13 protein-coding genes, 2 tRNA genes and 1 pseudogene are annotated in these 19465 nt (G+C 67.5%); 13 read left to right on the forward strand and 3 right to left on the reverse strand.

Annotated features, from left to right (window positions below; all coding sequences use genetic code 11):
* Nucleotides 1-431: 431 nt before the first annotated feature.
* A complete protein-coding gene (locus AC5RUO_RS13780; RefSeq protein WP_494103814.1) occupies nucleotides 432-2372 on the reverse strand; it encodes an FAD/NAD(P)-binding protein in 1941 nt (646 codons plus the stop codon).
* A gap of 68 nt (nucleotides 2373-2440) precedes the next feature.
* Here AC5RUO_RS13780 and AC5RUO_RS13785 point away from each other — a divergent pair, with 68 nt between their 5' ends.
* From AC5RUO_RS13785 to AC5RUO_RS13800, 4 genes are all read left to right on the forward strand, one after another.
* Nucleotides 2441-4699, forward strand: a complete 2259-nt coding sequence (locus AC5RUO_RS13785) for a prolyl oligopeptidase family serine peptidase (RefSeq protein WP_494103815.1) — start codon at nucleotides 2441-2443, stop codon at nucleotides 4697-4699.
* Nucleotides 4696-5226: a GNAT family N-acetyltransferase gene (locus AC5RUO_RS13790; protein ID WP_494103816.1), complete on the forward strand. Its 531-nt coding sequence runs from the start codon at nucleotides 4696-4698 to the stop codon at nucleotides 5224-5226. The genes AC5RUO_RS13785 and AC5RUO_RS13790 overlap by 4 nt, the downstream gene beginning before the upstream one ends.
* Before the next feature lie 106 nt (nucleotides 5227-5332).
* Nucleotides 5333-5421: transfer RNA gene (locus AC5RUO_RS13795), tRNA-Ser, on the forward strand.
* A gap of 130 nt (nucleotides 5422-5551) precedes the next feature.
* Nucleotides 5552-7033 (forward strand): MFS transporter, encoded by a 1482-nt coding sequence (locus tag AC5RUO_RS13800; protein ID WP_494103817.1) that lies wholly within the window; start codon nucleotides 5552-5554, stop codon nucleotides 7031-7033.
* Here the strand turns inward: AC5RUO_RS13800 and AC5RUO_RS13805 are convergent.
* Nucleotides 6957-9164 (reverse strand): RecQ family ATP-dependent DNA helicase, encoded by a 2208-nt coding sequence (locus AC5RUO_RS13805; protein WP_494010756.1) that lies wholly within the window; start codon nucleotides 9162-9164, stop codon nucleotides 6957-6959. The two genes, AC5RUO_RS13800 and AC5RUO_RS13805, sit on opposite strands and share 77 nt — an antisense overlap.
* A 142-nt stretch (nucleotides 9165-9306) precedes the next feature.
* Between AC5RUO_RS13805 and AC5RUO_RS13810 the strand changes: the two genes are divergently transcribed.
* From AC5RUO_RS13810 to AC5RUO_RS13825, 4 genes and pseudogenes are all read left to right on the forward strand, one after another.
* Nucleotides 9307-10725, forward strand: a complete 1419-nt coding sequence (locus AC5RUO_RS13810; RefSeq protein WP_494103818.1) for a phosphomannomutase/phosphoglucomutase — start codon at nucleotides 9307-9309, stop codon at nucleotides 10723-10725.
* Nucleotides 10726-10731: 6 nt separating this feature from the next.
* Nucleotides 10732-11220, forward strand: a complete 489-nt coding sequence (locus AC5RUO_RS13815; RefSeq protein WP_494103819.1) for a hypothetical protein — start codon at nucleotides 10732-10734, stop codon at nucleotides 11218-11220.
* Nucleotides 11221-11233: 13 nt separating this feature from the next.
* Nucleotides 11234-11698 (forward strand): RrF2 family transcriptional regulator, encoded by a 465-nt coding sequence (locus AC5RUO_RS13820; protein ID WP_494103820.1) that lies wholly within the window; start codon nucleotides 11234-11236, stop codon nucleotides 11696-11698.
* A 91-nt stretch (nucleotides 11699-11789) separates the two neighbouring features.
* Nucleotides 11790-12005, forward strand: a pseudogene (locus AC5RUO_RS13825) (hemin transporter); the annotation flags it as partial.
* Nucleotides 12006-12155: 150 nt separating this feature from the next.
* Here AC5RUO_RS13825 and AC5RUO_RS13830 read toward each other — a convergent pair.
* Nucleotides 12156-13982, reverse strand: a complete 1827-nt coding sequence (locus AC5RUO_RS13830; protein ID WP_494103821.1) for a phosphoenolpyruvate carboxykinase (GTP) — start codon at nucleotides 13980-13982, stop codon at nucleotides 12156-12158.
* A gap of 276 nt (nucleotides 13983-14258) precedes the next feature.
* Between AC5RUO_RS13830 and AC5RUO_RS13835 the strand changes: the two genes are divergently transcribed.
* The 5 genes from AC5RUO_RS13835 (at nucleotide 14259) to AC5RUO_RS13855 (ending at nucleotide 19450) form a co-directional block, all read left to right on the forward strand.
* Nucleotides 14259-14335 (forward strand) — tRNA-Arg (locus AC5RUO_RS13835).
* A gap of 128 nt (nucleotides 14336-14463) precedes the next feature.
* Nucleotides 14464-15918, forward strand: a complete 1455-nt coding sequence (locus AC5RUO_RS13840; RefSeq protein WP_494010761.1) for a dihydrolipoyl dehydrogenase family protein — start codon at nucleotides 14464-14466, stop codon at nucleotides 15916-15918.
* 69 nt (nucleotides 15919-15987) lie between these two features.
* Nucleotides 15988-16779: an ABC transporter ATP-binding protein gene (locus AC5RUO_RS13845; RefSeq protein ID WP_494103822.1), complete on the forward strand. Its 792-nt coding sequence runs from the start codon at nucleotides 15988-15990 to the stop codon at nucleotides 16777-16779.
* Nucleotides 16776-18812 carry a YhgE/Pip family protein gene (locus tag AC5RUO_RS13850; protein ID WP_494103823.1) on the forward strand — a complete coding sequence of 679 codons (2037 nt, stop codon included), beginning with the start codon at nucleotides 16776-16778 and terminating at the stop codon, nucleotides 18810-18812. The genes AC5RUO_RS13845 and AC5RUO_RS13850 overlap by 4 nt, the downstream gene beginning before the upstream one ends.
* The gene (locus AC5RUO_RS13855; RefSeq protein WP_494103824.1) at nucleotides 18809-19450 is read left to right on the forward strand and encodes a TetR/AcrR family transcriptional regulator; all 642 of its coding nucleotides are present in this window, start codon (nucleotides 18809-18811) and stop codon (nucleotides 19448-19450) included. The genes AC5RUO_RS13850 and AC5RUO_RS13855 overlap by 4 nt, the downstream gene beginning before the upstream one ends.
* Nucleotides 19451-19465: the final 15 nt, after the last annotated feature.

The following is a 19465-nucleotide window of genomic DNA, read 5'->3' on the forward strand; positions in this document are numbered from 1 at the left end:
GGTTGGGTCCGGGCCGGCTGGCTCGTGGCAACCACTAGAACAGAGCGGAATCCGAAGCAGAAGGGGGGCCTTCACGGCGGGAAACGGCAGGAAATTTCAGGTTTTCCCGGGTCATGATCGGCCCCAAAACGTCTCCCGGGGAAGGCCGTGGACGCACGGTGCAACACTCCTACCCGGGGGTTAACCGGCGGCAACGTTGGGCCACCGTGCCGGGTAAAGGAGGGTCACGTCGCTACGCCTGGTGACATACGGGGCCGGTACGTGCGGGGGCCTGGCACCCATCACGGCCATGAAGCGGACCTGCCTGTGCCGCCGTCGTCAAGTCATGCGCTGCGTGGCAGGCCTGCCGGTGGGAAATCCGTCCCGAATATTTCTCGTGGTGCAGCGCCCTTTGTTACGCGGCAGCGAGAGGTTCCCGGTGTGGGCGGCGTTCAGCGTCCGAGGATGGCGGCAGCTATTTCGTCGGCGTCGCGGAGGGTCCGCTGGCCGCTCCGGTAGACCGGGTACCCGGGGTGGGCAGCCTCGGCGGCGATGGCCGTCCCCCACTGGTTGGAGGAGAGCTGAAGGCCCAGGACGTAAATGCCCTCGGTGACAGCGCCGTTTGCCGCCACAGGCCGGTACGGGTGGGGCACCACGTCCAGGCCGGTGGACTGGACGGGCGCACCCTCGGCGGTCATCATCAGGCGGGGCCGGACCGCGCCGTCACTCAGCAGTTGCCCGAGGAGTGGTGAGTCGTTGGCCGAGACCCTGTTGCCGGGGGCCAGGGCTTCCACCATGGTGGGCGCGGCAGCCGGCGGACCGTCCACCCAGGGTGAGGACGCGGTGAACATCCGGGTCCTGCGGTCAACGCCGAACTTCGGGTCCGGGCCCACAAAGCTGACAATTCCGGCCCGGGCCAGCGCGGCCAACTGCTCGGAGCGCAGGGCCGGGGGCCCGCTGGCAAGGCCCTCAACGAAGGACTCAAACCAGCCACGCAGTCCGGCCACCCAGGACGCCTCGGTGATGCCGCCGTCGGCCACTGCGGTCTTGAGGACGGCGCGCCCGTGGTGCAGGGCGCCGATGGCCATCTTGACGGGGTCGTCCTCGCCCAGGGCTGAGCGGCGGGCATCGTCCAGCAGGTACTCCACCACGGCGGCGTCGAGTTCCCTCCGGGAACCAAATGTCCTTCCTGCCAGGGGTGCCGCGAGCGCGGGAAGGTCCAGCCTGTGCCGCGGTCCCACATGGACCGCCAGCACGCTCTCCACGCTGTCCTCCCAGTTGGCCGCCGAATGCGCGTGCGGGTGCAGCGCTTCTTCGAGGGCGGCAAGGAAGGCAGCCCTGTCCGGGACGGCGGCGGGCTGCGAGCGGACCAGCGTGGAGTAGTAGGCCCAAAGAGTGTCGCGGTGCAGCAGCGGCCACAGGTCATGGTCGAACCCGGGCCGGATGCCGGCCCTGCGGAACCGCTCCAGCGCCGCCTCGGTGAGGTAGCGGAGGGTGACCGACGCCGGATAGTAGCCTTCCAGCGCCGCCTTGGCGCGGTACGGGGTACCGCGCCGGGAGGCCGCGATGATCAGCGGCTCCTGGCCGGACGGTTCATACTCCAGCCGTCCGCCGCCGGATACGAACTTTCCGCCGCGGCCCTCGGTGAGCTGCACCATCGTGTCGAAGAAGTTCAGCCCCATGCCGCGGACCAGGACGGGTTCGCCGGCAGGGATCCGGGACCAGGCCACGTCGGCGGGTGCCGCCGGGGGCAGGTACTGCAGTCCCAGTTGCTCCGCCGCCGCCTGCAACTCGCGCTGTTCGGGATTGAGCCTGGACGGTATGTGGCCCAGCGCGAGCACCACGGAGCCGGCGCGGAGCGTCTCCCCGGTGGCCAGGCCGACGTCGAACGTTCCGTCCGCTGCGGGGCGGACCGACAAGGCGGACGTTTCGTGGAACTGGACGGTGACGCCGTCGGGCGCGTTGTCCAGCAGGTCCTCCAGGGTGGAGCGCAGGTACCTGCCGTACAGGGCGCGGCTGGGAAAGTCATTGGATTGCAGCACCGCGAGTTCCGCGCGTTCGTCCGGGGTCAGGGACGGCAGCGGGTTGCGCTGCTGCCGCTCCCGCCACCTGTCGAACGAGGTGCCTGCCAGCGGCGCCGGAAGCGACGGGTCCTCCGGAATGAGGGTGGGGTAGAAGGACTGGGTGTTCATCAGGAACAGCCGCGACTGCTGCGGCTGCCAGACATGCCCCGGCCCGGCCGGGTAGGGATCCACGACGTCGATGTGGAGCCGGAGAGCCCCGCCGTCACTGGCGCGGCCGGCGGCGGAGTGCGCGAGCAGGCGTTCCAGCACGCTGGTGCCGCGGGGGCCGGCACCAATGATGGCGGCCCGGATGCTCTGCGTATTTTCCACGGCATCCAGACTATCCGCTGCCAGCTGAACGCCTTGCCCGCCGGCACCGATGTTGTTTGGATGGGCGAATGACCACCACTGCAGCTGATTCAGCGTCCGTTCCGGGTTCCGGGGCCAGCTCCGGGAGCGCGCCTGCGGGCACCGCGCCGGAGCCCATCGACGAAAACGTGTGGCTCGAGGACATCTACGGCGAAGAGCAGCTTGCCTGGGTCAAGGAGCAGAACTCCCGCACGGAGGACCTGCTCGAGGACGCGGACTATGCGGCGCTTGAGGGCAGCATCCTTGAAGTCCTCGACTCCACGGACCGCATCGCCATGGTGGGTAAGCGCGGCGACTGGTACTACAACTTCTGGAAGGACCAGCAGAACCACAAGGGCCTGTGGCGCCGGACCACCTGGGAAAGCTACTGCACTGACTCCCCCGAATGGGACGTCCTGCTGGACGTGGACGCGCTGTCCGCCGCCGAAGGCGAGGAATGGGTGTTCCATGGAGCCACGTTCCTCCGACCGGCGACCGGCGACCCCTACCGCCTGGCCCTCTTGGCGCTCTCCCCCGACGGCGGCGACGCCAACCGCTACCGCGAATTCGACGTCGAGACCCGCTCCTTCGTGGACCCCTCCCGGGGCGGCTTCGACCTGCCCACTGCGAAGGGCCACGTGTCATGGTTGGACGCGGACACCCTGCTGGTCGCCTCCACGGCCGAAGGGCTGCCCAAGACGGCGTCCTCCTATGCCCGGACCGCGGTAACCCTTAGGCGCGGCACCGGCCTCGCGGCCGCTCCCCGGCTCTTTGAGGTCCCCGAAGACCACATGATGGCAGTGGTGGCCCACGATTCCACCCCCGGCTTTGAACGCACCTTCGCCGTGGACTACATCGACTTTTTCAACCGCACCAACCTGGTGCTCCGCGGCGGGGAGTGGGTGGCGATCGATGTCCCCACCGACGTCAACGTCAGCGCGCACCGCGAGTGGCTGCTGTTCCGCCCGCAGCAGGACTGGGTCCTGGACGGCACCACGTACCCGGCCGGCTCGCTGCTCGCCGCCGGGTTTGAGGACTACCTGGACGGCGGCCGCAGCCTGTCCGTCCTGTTCACCCCGGATGCCCGCACCTCCCTGCAGTCCTGGAGCTGGACGCGCAACTTCGTACTGCTGAACCTCCTTCGGGACGTCTCGTCCGAAATCCGGGTCCTCGACCCGTCCCGTCCCGTGGCAGGCGCAGACAGCGCTGAGGGCGACTGGGCGTCCACTCCCCTGGACGCCTGCCCGCCCCTGCACGACGTCAACGCCTACGCCGTGGACGACGAGGATGAAACCGCGGCCGACGGCGGTGCGGGCGACGATTTCTGGCTCGTCGCCACCGGATTCACCACCCCCAGCACCCTGATGCGGGGAACCCTGGAACGCAACCACGACGACGGCTCCCAGCCCGGCGTGGTGAGCCGGCACGCGGTGGTGAAGGCGTCGCCGTCGTTCTTTGCGGACAGCGAATACGAAGTGCAGCAGCACTTCGCCGTGTCCGAGGATGGAACACGCGTCCCCTATTTCCAGGTGTCCGCCCGGAACCTGCCGCTGGATGGCCAGAACCCCACCCAGCTGTCCGGATATGGCGGGTTCGAGATCTCCCGGACGCCTGGCTACAGCGGCACCGTGGGCAGGGCGTGGCTGGAGCGCAGGACCTCGGGGCCCGCCGGCAGCAGCGACCGACATTCGCGCGGCGGGGTCTACGTGGTGGCCAACATCCGAGGCGGCGGCGAATACGGTCCGTCCTGGCACCGGGCCGCACTCAAGGAAAACCGGCACAAGGCGTTCCAGGACTTCGCGGCCGTGGCCCGGGACCTCATCAGCCGCGGGGTCACGTCCCGCGAGCGGCTGGGCTGCGTGGGTGGCTCCAACGGCGGGCTGCTGGTGGGGAACATGCTCACCCGATACCCGGAACTGTTCGGCGCCGTCTCCTGCGGTGTGCCCCTGCTGGACATGCGGCGCTACACCAAACTGTCCGCCGGCCACTCCTGGATCGCGGAGTACGGCGACCCGGATGTGCCGGAGCAGTGGGAGTACATCAGGACCTTCTCCCCCTACCACCTGCTCCGGGACGGGGTGGAGTACCCCGAAACGTTCATCTGGACCGCCACCTCCGATGACCGGGTGGGGCCTGTCCAGGCCCGGAAGATGGCAGCCCGCATGCTGGCCATGGGCATCCCGAACGTCTGGTTCCATGAAGCCCTGGAGGGCGGCCACGCCGGTGCGTCCGACAACCGGCAAGCCGCCGCGCTGCAGGCACGCAGCCAGCATTTCCTGTGGAAGGCGCTGGCGGGCGGGTTGTCGTGACTCCAGGCTTGTCGGTGCGGCGGGCCGTCGCCGCCGACGTGGAGGCGCTGGCCGAGGTGCACATCCGCTGCTGGCGGGAAACGTACCGCGGGATGCTCTCCAACGCCTTCCTGTCCAGGGTGGATCCGGCCAACCGGCTGGAGTTGTGGCGGATGTTGCTGGACCGTCCCGAGCCCGCGGCGGCGTGGGTGGCGTGCGACGACGGGACAGTGGTCGGATTCGCGGGTGTCCGGTGGGATCCCGCCCCGGGTTCCCCGCAAGGGCATCCACCGCCGGCCTCTGGAGACTTCCAGCTGTGGGGACTGTACCTGCTGGCCTCGCACCAGGGCCTGGGACTGGGCCGGCGGTTGCTGGAAACGGCACTTGGAAATGAAGCGGCCAGCTTGTGGGTGGCGGCCGACAACAGCCGTGCCATCGGTTTCTACCGCCGGTTCGGCTTTGAACCTGACGGCGCCGAGGATGTCCTGGCCGAGTGGGAGAACCTGCGCGAGATCCGGATGGTGCGGCCCGCGCAGCCCGCCGCCTGAGTTCCGCTGTTGCACAGCCTGCCTGTTGGCGCTGCGCCTGCTCCAGCCGGCGTTTTGCACTGGGTGCCCGGATCTGCGTATCCTTGGTGGGCTAGGAATAGCAATTGGAGACGTGCCAGAGCGGCCGAATGGACTTCACTGCTAATGAAGGGTCGGGGTTAAACTCGACCGGGGGTTCAAATCCCCCCGTCTCCGCGTTTGGCCCCGGTCCCTGGACCGGGGCTTTTTGCGTTCCAGGGTGCTTTGCGTTCCCGGGGCCTGGCCCGGGCCGTCCGGGGACCGGACACGCACTGCTGCAGGCTACTCCCGATGGCACCATAAACGAATGGCAGCGAGTACTCGGGTGGACGGAAGCGGAAGCACCGGGCAGGTGTGGAATCCGCGCCTGGCGCTCCTGGTGGCCGCAACGTTCTTCATGGAATTCCTGGACGGCACGGTCCTGACCACCGCCATCCCCAACATTTCCGCCGACTTCGGCGTTCCGGCAGCCGACGTGAACATCACCATGACGGCCTATCTGCTGACGGTGGCGGTGGGCATTCCGATCAGCGGCTGGCTGGCCGAACGCTTCGGAGCCCGCCGGGTGTTCTGCCTCGCCATCGCCGTCTTCACCGCCGCCTCGCTTGCCTGCGCGCTGAGCCAGGACCTCACCACCCTGACTTTGAGCCGCATCGCCCAGGGCGCCGGCGGAGCCATGATGGTGCCGGTCGGAACGCTGGTGGTCCTGCGCGGGACTCCCAAAGCCGAACTGTTGCGGGCCACCGCCTTCCTGGTGTGGCCCGGACTCCTGGCTCCGGTCCTCGCTCCCCTGGTGGGCGGCGCACTCACCACCTATCTGTCCTGGCACTGGATCTTCCTGATCAACCTTCCGCTCGGCGCCACCGCCCTGATCGCAGCGCTGCGCCTGGTGCCCGGCACCAGCGGAGACCCGGGCCGCCGCCTGGACTGGCCCGGGCTTATCCTCACCACCCTGGGCGTCGGCGCACTGGTGACCGGCCTCGAACTGGCCAGCGCCCACCCCGACACCCCCTGGGCCGGGATCAGCGCAGCCGCCGGAGCCCTCTGCCTCGCGGCCGCCGTGCTGTGGATGCGCAAGGCAAGGAACCCGCTGTTCGACCTGGAGGTGTTCCGTACGCGGACGTTCCGCGCCATGGCCACCGGCGGGTTCGTCTACCGCCTGACCATCAGCTCCGTACCCTTCCTGCTGCCACTGATGTTCCAGACAGGATTCGGTTGGTCCCCCATCCACGCGGGCATCATGGTGGCGGCGGTCTTCATCGGCAACATCGGTATCAAGCCGGCCACCACCCCGCTGATCCGCCGCTTCGGCTTCAAGGCAATGCTGGTCTTAGCTTCCCTCGCGTCCGCCGCTACCTTCGCCGCCTGCGCCTTCCTCACGTCCGAAACACCCCAGGCGCTGACATTCGCCCTGCTGGTCTGCAGCGGCGCGTTCCGGTCCATCGGTTTCTCGGCCTACGCCTCGGTGCAATACGCAGACATCGTGCCGGCCCAGCTGACGTCAGCGAACACGGTCTCCGCCACCCTTGTGCAGCTCGCCACCGGCGCGGGCATCGCCGTGGCGGCACTGCTAATCCGGATCTTCTCCGGACTGCCGGCGGGATCTGCGGACCCGGCCGGCCCGTTCCGCGGCGCCTTCCTGGCCATGGCCGCCCTGATGCTCGCCAGCACCCTGGACAGCCTCCTGCTGCCCCGGCACGCCGGGGCGGAAGTCAGCCGGCCTGGGCAAGCACCAGTGGAAGAACCGCGCCGGCCCCGGCCTGCCGAAGAGCGCGGCCCGCGACCGTGAGCGTCCACCTGCTGTCCGCGAGGTCGTCGATGAGCATCACGCTCTGCCCCTGGACTGCTGCCAGCGCTGCTTCAAGCTCCGGTCCGGCGGCCAGTCGGTCCCACACCCCGGCCAGCCGGTAGGCGCTGTTGCCGCCGCGGCTCCCGGTGGGGCCGCCGTGGGCCAGCTGCAGCTCGCCGAGGTAGGGAATCCGGCCGATCTCCGAGATTCCCCGGGCCAGGGAGCCCACCAGCTGCGGCTTGCTCCGTGACGGGATGCTCACGATGGCGGCGGGCCTGCCCGCACCGCTCCAGCCCGGGGTGCTTGAATCGCCGGCGCCCCATTCCCGCAGGACCTGCACGCAGGCCTGCAGCATCCCGGGATCCACGGGCCGGTCCTGGGCACCGGCAGCGAACAGCTCCCGCAGCGCGCCGCCCCAGCCGAGATCCGTCAGGCGGGCCAGGACGCGTCCCTCCGCGAGTCCTTCGGCGGGCTTCAGCTTTCCCTTCACCGGAACGCCCAGGCGGTCCATGCCGCTGGGCCACTGCAAGCGTGCCTCCAGGACACCGCCCGCCCTGCTCAAGGTCTGGCCTGCGGCAGCGGTGGCATCCTCCGCCACGTCTGCCGGGAACCAGCGCCCGGCGCAGTTGTCGCACCGGCCGCAGGGGTGCGCCGTTTCATCGTCAAGGACGGAGGTGATGTACTCCATCCGGCAGCCCGCGGTGTCCTGGTAGATCACCATGGAGTCCTGCTCGTCCACCCGGGCCTCGGCAATCCGCTGGTAGCGCTCCGCATCGTAGACCCATGGTTGTCCCGTGGACCGCCAGCCTCCCCCTACCCGTTCGACGGCCCCGTCCACGGACAGGACCTTGAGCAACAGCTCCAGCGGGGTGCGGCGCAGGTCCACCCGCGCTTCGAGGGCCACCGTGGAGAGCGCAGTCCCCGCCTCCGCCAACGCTGTGAGGACAGCGGCCGCCTTTTCCTCGGAGGGCATGGAGGCGGTGGCAAAGTATTGCCAGATTTCCCGGTCCTCGGAGCCCGGAAGCAGGAGGACGTCGGCGTTGGCGGCACCACGGCCGGCACGTCCAACCTGCTGGTAGTACGCCACCGGCGAGGAAGGCGCGCCCAGGTGGACCACGAAGCCCAGGTCGGGCTTGTCGAATCCCATGCCCAGCGCGGATGTGGCCACGAGGGCCTTGACCTGGTTGTCCTTGAGCAGCTGTTCGGCTCGTTCACGGTCTGCCGGATCGGTGCGTCCCGTATAGGCCAGGACCTCGTGCCCTGCCTCCACCAGCAGGCGGGCGGTGTCCTCCGCGGCGGAGACCGTCAGCGTGTAGATGATGCCGCTGCCGGGAAGATCGGACAGGTGGGTCAGGAGCCAACCCAGGCGCTGTTTGGAGTCCGGCAAAGACAGGACGCCGAGCCGTAGCGAGTCCCGGCCCAGCGCGCCGCGGATGGTCAGGACGCCTGCCCCGAGCTGTTCCTCAATATCGTGCACCACTCGGGAGTTGGCGGTAGCGGTGGTGGCCAGCACGGGGACCGACTCCGGCAGCCGGGTGATCAGGTCCGCAATCCTGCGGTAGTCCGGGCGGAAGTCATGCCCCCAGTCGGAGATGCAGTGTGCTTCATCGATGACGAGCAGGCCGGTGCGCCGGATCAGTTCGGGCAGCTGGTTTTCCCGGAAGGAAGGGTTGGTGAGGCGTTCCGGGGAGACGAGCAGGACGTCGACCTGGTCCGCTGCCAGCTGCTCACGGACCGTGTCCCACTCAAGCTGGTTGGCCGAGTTGATGGCCACGGCGCGGACGCCTGCCCTTGCCGCTGCGGCCACCTGGTCCCGCATCAGGGCAAGCAGGGGCGAGACAATGAGCGTGGGCCCCGCACCCCGGCGCCGGAGAAGCAGGGACGCCACGAAGTACACGGCCGACTTTCCCCAGCCGGTGCGCTGGACCACCAAAGCCCGCCGCCCGCCGTCGACCAGCGCCTCAATGGCTTCAAACTGCCCTTCGTGGAAACCGGCCTCGGGGTGGCCCACCAGCTCCCGGAGGACCTCCAGTGCCTGCTGGTGGGTGGCGGAGGCAGGGCCGGGGCCGTTGGATGCTGTACCGGAAGTTGGTGGCGTGTCTATCAGGGCGGCGTGCTGGTTATCGACCATTGATTCAGTATCCCAGCCACCCCCGACAGCGGGCACATGGCGGACTTATATGTGGAAACCGGCCCAAAGACCCGGCCGTCACATTGGGCTGCCGCCACCCCTCCTCCACAGGCACCTTCCGCGCCATCGTAAGATAAAGCCCGTGACTAGCGAACAGACAACGACTTTTGATCTCTCGGCATCCTTCAAGGCCTACGACGTCCGTGGGATCGTTGGCGAGACCATCACCGCCGAAATCGTCGAAGCCGTGGGGGCCGCGTTCGTGGACGTCCTGCAGCTCGAGGGGCAGACCATCCTGGTGGGCGGGGACATGCGCCCCTCCTCCCCCGAGTTCAGCAAAGCCTTCGCAGACGGGGCAGCAACCCGCGGCGCAAACGTTGAGCTGCTGGACCTGATCTCCACCGATGAGCTGTACTTCGCATGCGGTTTCCTGGACCGCGCCGGCGCCACTTTCACCGCCAGCCACAACCCTGCCGGCTACAACGGCATCAAGATGTCCAAGGCCGGCGCCGTTCCCATCTCCTCCGAAACCGGCCTCAAGGACATCCAGACCCTCGCTGAGCAGTACCTCAACACCGGTTCCATTCCCGCTGCCGGCACCCGGGGCCAGATCAGTGTCCGCGACGTGCTCAAGGACTACGCCGAATACCTCCGCAAGCTTGTGGACCTGTCAGGTTCCCGCCCCCTCAAAGTCGTTGTCGACGCCGGTAACGGCATGGCCGGCCTCACCACGCCCGCGGTCCTGGGCGACACCCTGCTTCCCAAGCTGCCGTTCGACATCATTCCGCTGTACTTCGAGCTGGATGGCTCCTTCCCCAACCACCCCGCCAACCCGCTGGAGCCGGAGAACCTCCGCGACCTGCAGGCCGCAGTTATCGAGCACGGCGCAGATATCGGCCTGGCCTTCGACGGCGACGCCGACCGCTGCTTCGTGGTGGATGAGAAGGGCCAGCCCGTGTCGCCGTCGGCCATTACCGGCATGGTGGCCCGGCGGGAGATCGCCCGCGCGAAGGCTCAGGGGGAGGCCACGCCAACGATCATCCATAACCTCCTCTGCTCCCGCGCCGTGGCCGAACTGGTGGAGCACGACGGCGCTCGAGCCGTCCGCACACGCGTGGGCCACTCCTTCATCAAGGCCGTCATGGCAAAGGAAGGCGCAGTGTTCGGCGGCGAGCACTCGGCCCACTTCTACTTCCGGGATTTCTGGAACGCGGACACCGGCATGCTGGCCGCCATGCACGTCCTGGCTGCCCTGGGTGAGCAGGACGGCCCGCTGTCCGAGCTGGGCCGCGAATACGAGCCCTACGTCAGCTCGGGCGAGATCAACTCGGAAGTTGAAGACAAGCCTGCCGCCGTGGAACGGGTTCGCGCCGCCTTCGCCGGCGAGGACCTCACCATCGACACCCTGGACGGCAGCACCTTCACCGCCAACGACGGCAGCTACTGGTTCAACCTGCGCCCCTCCAACACCGAACCGTTCCTCCGGCTCAATGCAGAAGCTACGGACCGCGGCACCATGGAACGGATCCGCGACCGCGTCCTGTCGATCGTCCGGGCCTAGGGCGCGATGGCTGACGGGACGCTGCCGGGAGCTGAGGGACAGGCCGCATGGCGCGATTCTGTTCCGGACGGCACCGCAACTGACCTGGAGAACCTCCTGGGGACGGGCGTCAGCGCCGCCCAGGAGCAACTCCAGCGCAACGGCGGCTTCCTGCCCTTCGCCCTCACAGTCCAGAACGACGGCGAGGTACGGCTCGTTGCCGTCTCCCCCGCCGACGTGGCGGAGGATTCGGACGCGGACTTCGACGCCGACGCGATGATCAGCGACCTCCACGCCCTGCTGCGGCAGAACAGGGATGACTTCCGGGCTGCCGCCATCGTGTGCGACATCCTGCTGGTGGAGGAGGACTCGGACGCCATCCACGTGGCCGCCGAACACCGCGATGGCTCAGTCTTCGCGGCCGTGCTGCCCTACGCGGCCAACACGGCAACCCGCACATGGGAATTCGGCGAATTGGCTGCCGATACCAACGAACCCGCAGTCTGGGTGGACTAGACCGCCGCCGGCCATGAAGATCAACGCCTTCGCCGATGTCAGCCTGCGGGCACTGATGGTGCTCGCCGCCGTTCCCGGCGGCGAGCTTCTCACCACGCAGAGCATTGCGGATTCGGTGGGAACGCCCTACAACCATGTCAGCAAGGCAATGGCAAAGCTGCGGAGCCTCGGGCTGATCGAGGTAGCGCGGGGCAGGACGGGCGGCTCGCGCCTGAGCCATGCGGGCCGCACGGCAACGGTGGGGCAGATCCTGCGCGAGCTTGACACCCGCACCGACCCCGCCGAATGCATGGCGGCAACAGGCAACTGCCCGCTCATCAATGAGTGCAAGCTGCGGGCAGCGCTGGCGCGGGCCAGGGAGGCGTTCTACCGGGAGCTTGACTTCGTGGTGATCGCGGACCTGCCCGGGTCGCGTCAGATGGCCCCGGTCTTCGACATGATCGGCCTCCGGCCCGGACTCCAGACTGGCCCCGGATAAGACTCTTTGCGTCCCGGTGCAACATCTCCGCGCAATTTGATTTCAGCTTCTACGAGTTGTAGAACTTGAGCTATGAATACAAGCATGTAGTGCCGAACTGCAGCTGTGGCTGGAAAAGCCAGAGGCAGGCGCACGCGAGGGCTTCATGTCGCTGCGGGAGGTGGATCTTCCCGCCAATGCGTCCCTGTACCTGTGCGGCCCGCTTCCCTTCATGCAGAAGATCCGCAACCAGGCCATCGACGCCGGGATACCGGCCACCAGCATCCACTACGAGGTCTTCGGCCCGGACATCTGGCTGGCCGGCTAGACCTCCCAGCCCCTGGGTTTTTGGGCAGATATGGCGAATTAGAGGGAGGATAAGTCGCCATATCTGGACAAAAACTCCTTCACGGAACGACGGCGGCCCCGCACCTTTCGATCGAAATGTGCGGGGCCGCCGTCGTGCTGCTGCAACCGTTTAGGAAAGGCGCTTCTTCAGGCCCGCCAGCTCGGACTGGAGGGCTTCGGGCAGCGAGCCGCCGAAGTTCGCGAACCATTCCTCGATGGAGGCAAGTTCAGCAGCCCATTCGGCGGGGTCGACCTTCACGGCTTCCTCCACCTGCGCCGGGGTCATGTCCAGGCCCTCGAGGTCGATGGAGTCACCGGTGGGAACGAAACCGATGGGGGTTTCGACGGCGTCCGCCTTGCCTTCGAGGCGTTCGATGGCCCACTTGAGGACGCGGGCGTTGTCGCCGAAGCCGGGCCAGGCGAAGCCGCCCTCGGAGTTCCGGCGGAACCAGTTGACCAGGAAGATCCTGGGCAGCCGCTCGGGGTTTGCCTTGGCCGACAGGTTGACCCAGTGGTTCAGGTAGTCGCCTGCGTCGTAGCCGATGAAGGGCAGCATGGCCATGGGGTCGCGGCGCACCACGCCCACCGCACCGGCTGCCGCGGCAGTGGTCTCGGAGGACAGGGTGGAACCCATGAAGATGCCGTTGGACCAGCTGCGGGCCTCGGTGACCAGCGGGATGGTGGTCTTGCGGCGGCCGCCGAACAGGATGGCGGACAGTTCCACGCCGTTGGGGCTGTGGTATTCCTCGGCCAGCATGTCGATCTGGTCGATCGGGGTGCAGAAGCGCGAGTTGGGGTGCGCGGCAGGCTTGCCCGACTCAGGCGTCCAGGAGTTGCCCTGCCAGTCGGTCAGGTGCGCCGGCACTTCCTCGGTCATGCCCTCCCACCACACGCCGCCGTCGTCGGTCAGTGCAACATTGGTGAAGATGCTGTTGCCCTTGGCAATGGCACGCATGGCGTTGGGGTTGGTGCCCCAGCCGGTGCCCGGAGCAACGCCGAAGAGGCCCGCCTCGGGGTTGACCGCGCGCAGTTCGCCTTCCTTGCCGAACCGCATCCAGGTGATGTCGTCACCGAGGGTTTCGACCTTCCAGCCCTTGATGGTGGGATCCAGCAGTGCAAGGTTGGTCTTGCCGCAGGCGGAGGGGAATGCCGCGGAGACGTAGTAGGTCTTCTGTTCCGGGGACGTCAGCTTGAGGATGAGCATGTGCTCGGCCAGCCAGCCCTCATCGCGGGCCATGACGGAGGCGATGCGCAGGGCGTAGCACTTCTTGCCCAGCAGCGCGTTTCCGCCGTAGCCGGAGCCGAAGGACCAGATGGAGCGCTCCTCCGGGAAGTGCACGATCCACTTGTCCGGGTTGCAGGGCCACGGCACGTCTTCCTGGCCCGCCTCCAACGGGGCACCCAGGGAGTGCAGGGCCGGGACGAAGAAGGCGTTCGTCTCAGTGATGCGGTTGAGGACGTCGGTGCCGATGCGGGCCATAATGCGCATCGAGGCAACAACGTAGGCGCTGTCGGTGATTTCGACGCCGAACTTCGGGTCCTCTGCATCCAGGTGGCCCATGACGAACGGGATGACGTACATGGTGCGGCCGCGCATGGAACCTGCGAAGAGACCGCGGAGCTTGTCCTTCATCTCCGCCGGGGCCATCCAGTTGTTGGTGAACCCGGCGTCACGCTTGTTCTTGGAGCAGATGAACGTCTGCTCCTCCACGCGAGCCACGTCAGCCGGGTCCGAGAAAGCGGCGAAGGAGTTGGGGAACAGTTCCTGGTTCAGCCGGGTCAGGGTTCCGGCTGCAACAAGCTCATCGGTGAGACGGGTGTTTTCCTCTTCGGATCCGTCAACCCAGTAGATGCGGTCCGGCTGCGTTAGCTCAGCAACCTCTTCGACCCATGCCAGCAGACCGGCATGTGTGGTGGGTGCTTTATCAAGCAGCGGCTTCTGCGCCAGATCGCCCATTTCGGTTCCCTTCCTCGGGTTCATCGGTGTGAGCTAAATGCTATGGTCCGGACCACCGGCGTTTTTGGGCCGGATGTCGGGCAAATGGAGCTGCAAAAACCGGATTCCGCGAGAATTCAAGGAAAAGCAGCGGGAAAACGGCCGATTAAGTGACGAAGGTCACCTATACCGGTCTAGTCGCGCAGATTACATGGCTTCCGATTTGGCACGGCGGCCAACCTCGCGTAAAGTAATTCGAGGTTCAGGGAGCGCGGTTCTTCTCCAGGGACACGAGATGCGCCCATAGCTCAGCTGGATAGAGCGTCTGTCTACGGAACAGAAGGTCAGGGGTTCGAATCCCTTTGGGCGCACCACCAAGGTCCGCACCGGTTCGCCGGTGCGGACCTTTGCGTTAACCAGCGCCGGCCCGCCGCGCATCCATCCCCCTGTATCCGCACCAAACAGGGCCCTTACTGTCACCGCCCGGGCGTAGGCTTTCCCCATGATGCCGGACGCTGTTGAGCGCGAATTTGACGTAGTGGTGATCGGCGCAGGCGCCGTAGGGGAAAACGTGGCGGACCGGGTGGTCCAGGGGGGATTGACAGCAGTCCTGGTGGAGGCAGAACTGGTGGGCGGCGAGTGCTCCTACTGGGCCTGCATGCCGTCCAAGGCACTCCTCCGGCCTGGGACCGCACTGCATGGCGCACAGACCACGCCGGGCGCGAAGGAAGCCGTCACGCGCACGCTGGATGCTGCGGCCGTACTGAAACGCCGCGATTACATGACCGCCAACTGGCAGGACGACGGCCAGGTGTCGTGGGTCAAGGAGGCAGGCATCGAACTGGTCCGCGGCCACGCATGGCTCACTGCAGCCAGGACCGTGGAGGTGGCCGGACTGGACGGAACAGCGCACCTGCTCCGGGCGCGGCAGGCGGTAGTCCTGGCAACCGGCTCCATGCCCAACACTCCCCCCATCGAGGGACTGCAGGACCTCCAGGTGTGGGGCACCCGCGAAGCAACGTCGGCCAAGGAGGTCCCGCAGCGGCTTGCTGTCCTTGGCGGCGGCGTTGCGGGCACCGAACTTGCCCAGGCATTCGCGCGCCTGGGCTCTGATGTAACACTGGTGGCGCGCAGTGGCCTGCTGCGGAACTTTCCGGAGGAGGCTGCACGGCTTGTGGCCGCGGGGCTGCGCGCTGACGGCGTCGAACTCCGCCTGAACACGGCCACCGAGCGCATCAGCGAAAACGACGACGGCACGTTCAGCCTGGTGTTGTCCAACGGGACCACCGTGACGGCCAACAAGGTCCTGGTCTCCACCGGCCGGCACCCCGCACTGGAGGGGCTTGGCCTGGAAAGCCTTGGCTTCGAGCCGGACAAGGACGGGCACCTTGTCCTGGCCACGGACGCCTCAGGCCTGGTCCAGGGAACACCCGGAGACGAGCCGTGGCTGTATGCGGTAGGAGACGCCGCCGGTGAAAACCTCTACACGCACCAGGGTAAATACGAGGCCCGCGCCACCGGCGACGCCATCACCGCCCGCGCCAAGGGGGAACTGAAAGGAGCACCGGCCGAATGGAGCCGGTACGCGCAGACCGCCAACGCACATGCGGTGCCCGGCGTGGTTTTCACCGATCCTGAGCTGGCCTCCGTGGGCCGCACCCTGGAGAAGGCGCGCAAGGACGGGTACAACGCCTCCTCGGTGGAGCTTCCCATCCAGGTGGCCGGGTCCTCACTGCATTCCGAAAGCTACGAGGGCTGGGCGCAGCTGGTGGTGGACGAGGACCGCAAAGTCCTCCTCGGGGCCACCTTCGCCGGCCCGGATGTCGCCGAACTGCTGCACGCCGCAACCATCGCCGTCGTGGGCGAAGTTCCCCTGGACCGCCTGTGGCACGCGGTGCCGTCCTACCCCACCGTGAGCGAGGTGTGGTTGCGCCTTTTGGAAAAGTACGGCCTGTGAGAGATATTTGAACTGACCGGTCAGTTTTGTTAAGCTGGAAGCAGCCGCATTCCCCGCGAAAGGCGATTCTTGCTTTCAGCGCATCAGCTCCATGTCAAAGGCCGCCGCGATTCACTGCTTCCCGCCACCTCACTCCACGTCAGCCGGGGTGAATTGCTTCTCGTCGCAGGCCAGCGCCAAGACCAAAGGACGGCTCTTGCCCTGGTCCTGGGCGGCAGGATGAAGGCAAGCAGCGGGCTGCTCAGCTGGGACGGCAACCAACGCATCCGCCAGCTGCGGCTCGCCAGCGCGTTGGTGGACTCCCCCGGCGTCAACGAACCCGAGCAGCATCTGAGCGTCCGCGACCTGGTGACCGAGGACCTGGCCCTTGTCCCCCGCCGCTACCGCGGAGCACTGGTGAGCGGCCCCTGGCTCAAGGTCAACGGCTTCGAGGACATCGCCGACCTCTGGACCGAGCAGCTGGAGCCGCGCCGCCGGCTGGAGCTCCTCGTCTCCCTGGCCCTCGCCAACCCCCGCACGGACCTGCTGGTAGTGGACTCTCCGGACCGGCACAGCGCGGACGACGGCGACTGGCTGCCGCAGCTCCGGCAGTTGGCGTCCGACGCCGGGCGGCCGCTCGCCGTCGTAGCAACAGTCAGTGCCCTGCCGCAGTCATGGACCGGTCCAGCCGTGGAAGTCGGCAACGCCGAGGCGGGCCGCGAATCCGGGGACGAGGCAGCGCCCCAGGAAACGGCAGACCCCCGGGGCGAGGCAGGGCGCCGGGACGAGGCAGAGCGCCGGGAGGAAGCAGAGGCGCAAGACGACGCGAACCGCCGCCCGGACCACCAGCACACCCACTTCGAAACAGAGGTTGCCAAGTGACCGTTCTGCGGCTGGCCCGCTCCGAACTCAAGCGCATGACCGGCGGGCTGCTGCCCAAGCTGACCATCCTGGCGCTGACCATGGTTCCCCTGCTGTACGGCGCCGTCTATCTCTATGCCAACTGGGACCCGTACGGGAACCTGGACCACTTGGATGCGGCTCTGGTTGTGGAGGACGCCGGCGCCACCGCCAGCGACGGCACCCATCTTGCGGCCGGAACCAAGGTGGCGGACAGCCTGGTGGAAGGCAACGTCTTCCACTGGGTTCCGGTGGCAAGCACCCAGGAAGCCGACCAGGGCGTCAGCGACGGTGAGTACGCGTTCGCCCTGAAGATCCCGAAAGACTTTTCCGCGAACCTCGTGTCGCCGGGCAGCTTCGATTCGGCCAGCCAGGCCATGCTGAACGTCACCACGAACGATGCGAACAACTATCTGCTGAGCACCATCGTGGACAAGCTGACCACGTCCGTACACAGCACCGTAGCCACGGAGGTGGGCGAGGAGACGGCCAACCAGCTGTTGACCGGCTTCGGCACGATCCATACCCGGATGGTGCAGGCCGCTGATGGCGCCGGCCGGCTGGCCGACGGCGTGGCGCAGCTCCGCGACGGCGCGGCCGGACTCCAGGGGGGAACCTCCGGCCTAAGTGCCGGCGCTGACGACCTTTACGCAGGGCAACTGAAGCTGCGGGACGGCGCCAACCAACTGACCGACGGCGCCGGACAACTCAGCAGCGGCCTGTCCGCCCTCAAGGACAAGACCGCGTCCCTGCCCACAGACACGCAGACCCTCGCCACGGGGGCGGCACAGGTGGCTGCCGGCAACGCCCAGTTGAACGCGAAGTTCCAGGACGTGGCCGTCCAGCTGGAAACGGCCGACCAGGGACTCCGCACGCGCGTCATTGACTCGAACACCCGGCTGGTCGTTGCCGGCGTCCTGACCCAGGAACAGGCTGACAGCATCCTGGCCGACTTCGACGCCACGGCGGCGTCCAGCCCGGTGGCGGCGGCCAAGGCCAAGGTCCAGACGGACGCCGCCCAGGTCCAGCAGCTGGCTGAGGGCGCCGAGTCCGTCAGCCTCGGCGCCGCGCAGCTCGCTGCAGGGACGCCGGCACTCAAGGACGCCGTCCAGCAGGCGTCCAGCGGGGCGGACCAGCTGCACACCGGTGCCGCCACTCTGGCAACCGGCGGACAAGCAGCCCTGGACGGCACTGCCGGCCTCGCCGAAGGCGCCCGGAAGCTGGATGCTGGTGCGTCCCAGCTTGCCGCGGGGGCTGCCACTGCCGCCGATGGCTCACGTTCGCTGGCGGACGAGCTCGGCAGGGGTGCGGGGCAGGTACCCAACCCGGACGATGCCCAAAAGAACAACCTGTCGCGGGTGATGGCCGATCCTGTCGCCGTCAGCAACGTTTCCCAGGCGAAGGCCGACTCCTACGGGGCGGGGCTTGCACCGTTCTTCCTTACCCTGGCGCTGTGGATCGGCATCTTCATGCTGGTGCAGGTCATGCGGCCCATTACGCAGCGGGCACTGGCATCCAACGCGCCGTCCTGGAAGATCGCCGTCGGCGGCTGGCTGCCGTTTCTGGCGGTGTCCGCGGTCCAGGCCACCCTGCTTACACTCGTGGTGAACCTCGCGCTGGGGCTGAACCCGGTGCACCCGGTCCTCATGTGGCTGTTCATGCTGGCGGCGGCCACGGCCTTCAGCGCGCTCATCCAGGGAATCGTGGCGCTGCTGGGGTCGCCGGGCAAACTGGTGGTGCTGATCCTGCTGGTGCTCCAGCTGGTGTCCTCCGGCGGCACGTTCCCCTGGCAGACCACGCCGGAACCCCTCCACGTGGTGCACCAGGTACTGCCCATGGGATACGTGGTCACGGGCATGCGGCACCTGATTTACGGGGCCGACCTGTCCATGATCCTTCCCACGGTCCTCGGACTCCTGGGCTACACCCTGCTGGGGGCCGTCCTGTCCACACTGGCCGTCCGCAGGAACAAATACTGGACGCTGAAGACGCTGAAACCGGAGATTGCAGCATGACCTCCGGGCCGCCGGCGCCAGCAAAAGGGCAGCGGCCAGGACGGACCACGGCTACCCGGCAAAAACTCTTCGACGCGTCCATGGAGCTTATTGGCCGACGCGGAGCCGCCAACGTCACCGTGGACGAGATCGCCCACGCCGCCGGGGTGTCCAAGGGCACCGTCTATTACAACTTCGGCAGCAAATCGGAACTCATCGCGCAGCTGCTGCGGCACGGCGTGGACATCCTGAAGGCACGGCTGCTCGAGGCCGGGACAGGGCCGGCAAAGGATCCGCTGCAGGCCATGGAAGCCATGATCGGCCAGGCCATGGACTTCATGGCCGAGTATCCGTCCTTCGCCCGGCTCTGGGTGAGCGAGAACTGGCGGACGCCCAGCGAATGGCAGGGCACCTTCGCGGTGCTGCGCGGCGAGCTGCTGGCCGTCATTGCCCAGGCCGTAGACGATGTGGCGCAGGCGTACCCTGTGGACGAGTCCGTGTCCCGGGGCAGCCTGGAGACGGCAATCTTCGGTGCCTGCTTTGTGGTGGGGCTCGACAGGCAGACCTACAACCCCGAGCGCAGCCGTGACCAAAGTGTTGCAGCAATCATGGCCATCATGCGTGGCTACGTCCTGCGGCAGCCTGCTCCTCCGGAATGATGGTGCACGTGCGCC

It is taken from the genome of Arthrobacter sp. Y3221087 (genome assembly GCF_059089905.1).

Coding starts and splice junctions, on each gene's coding strand:
- AC5RUO_RS13840 (WP_494010761.1), top strand. CDS start 14,464: ATGATGCCGGACGCTGTTGAGCGCGAATTTGACGTAGTGGTGATCGGC.
- AC5RUO_RS13830 (WP_494103821.1), bottom strand. CDS start 13,982: ATGGGCGATCTGGCGCAGAAGCCGCTGCTTGATAAAGCACCCACCACA.
- AC5RUO_RS13800 (WP_494103817.1), top strand. CDS start 5,552: ATGGCAGCGAGTACTCGGGTGGACGGAAGCGGAAGCACCGGGCAGGTG.
- AC5RUO_RS13815 (WP_494103819.1), top strand. CDS start 10,732: ATGGCTGACGGGACGCTGCCGGGAGCTGAGGGACAGGCCGCATGGCGC.
- AC5RUO_RS13820 (WP_494103820.1), top strand. CDS start 11,234: ATGAAGATCAACGCCTTCGCCGATGTCAGCCTGCGGGCACTGATGGTG.
- AC5RUO_RS13805 (WP_494010756.1), bottom strand. CDS start 9,164: ATGGTCGATAACCAGCACGCCGCCCTGATAGACACGCCACCAACTTCC.
- AC5RUO_RS13785 (WP_494103815.1), top strand. CDS start 2,441: ATGACCACCACTGCAGCTGATTCAGCGTCCGTTCCGGGTTCCGGGGCC.
- AC5RUO_RS13855 (WP_494103824.1), top strand. CDS start 18,809: ATGACCTCCGGGCCGCCGGCGCCAGCAAAAGGGCAGCGGCCAGGACGG.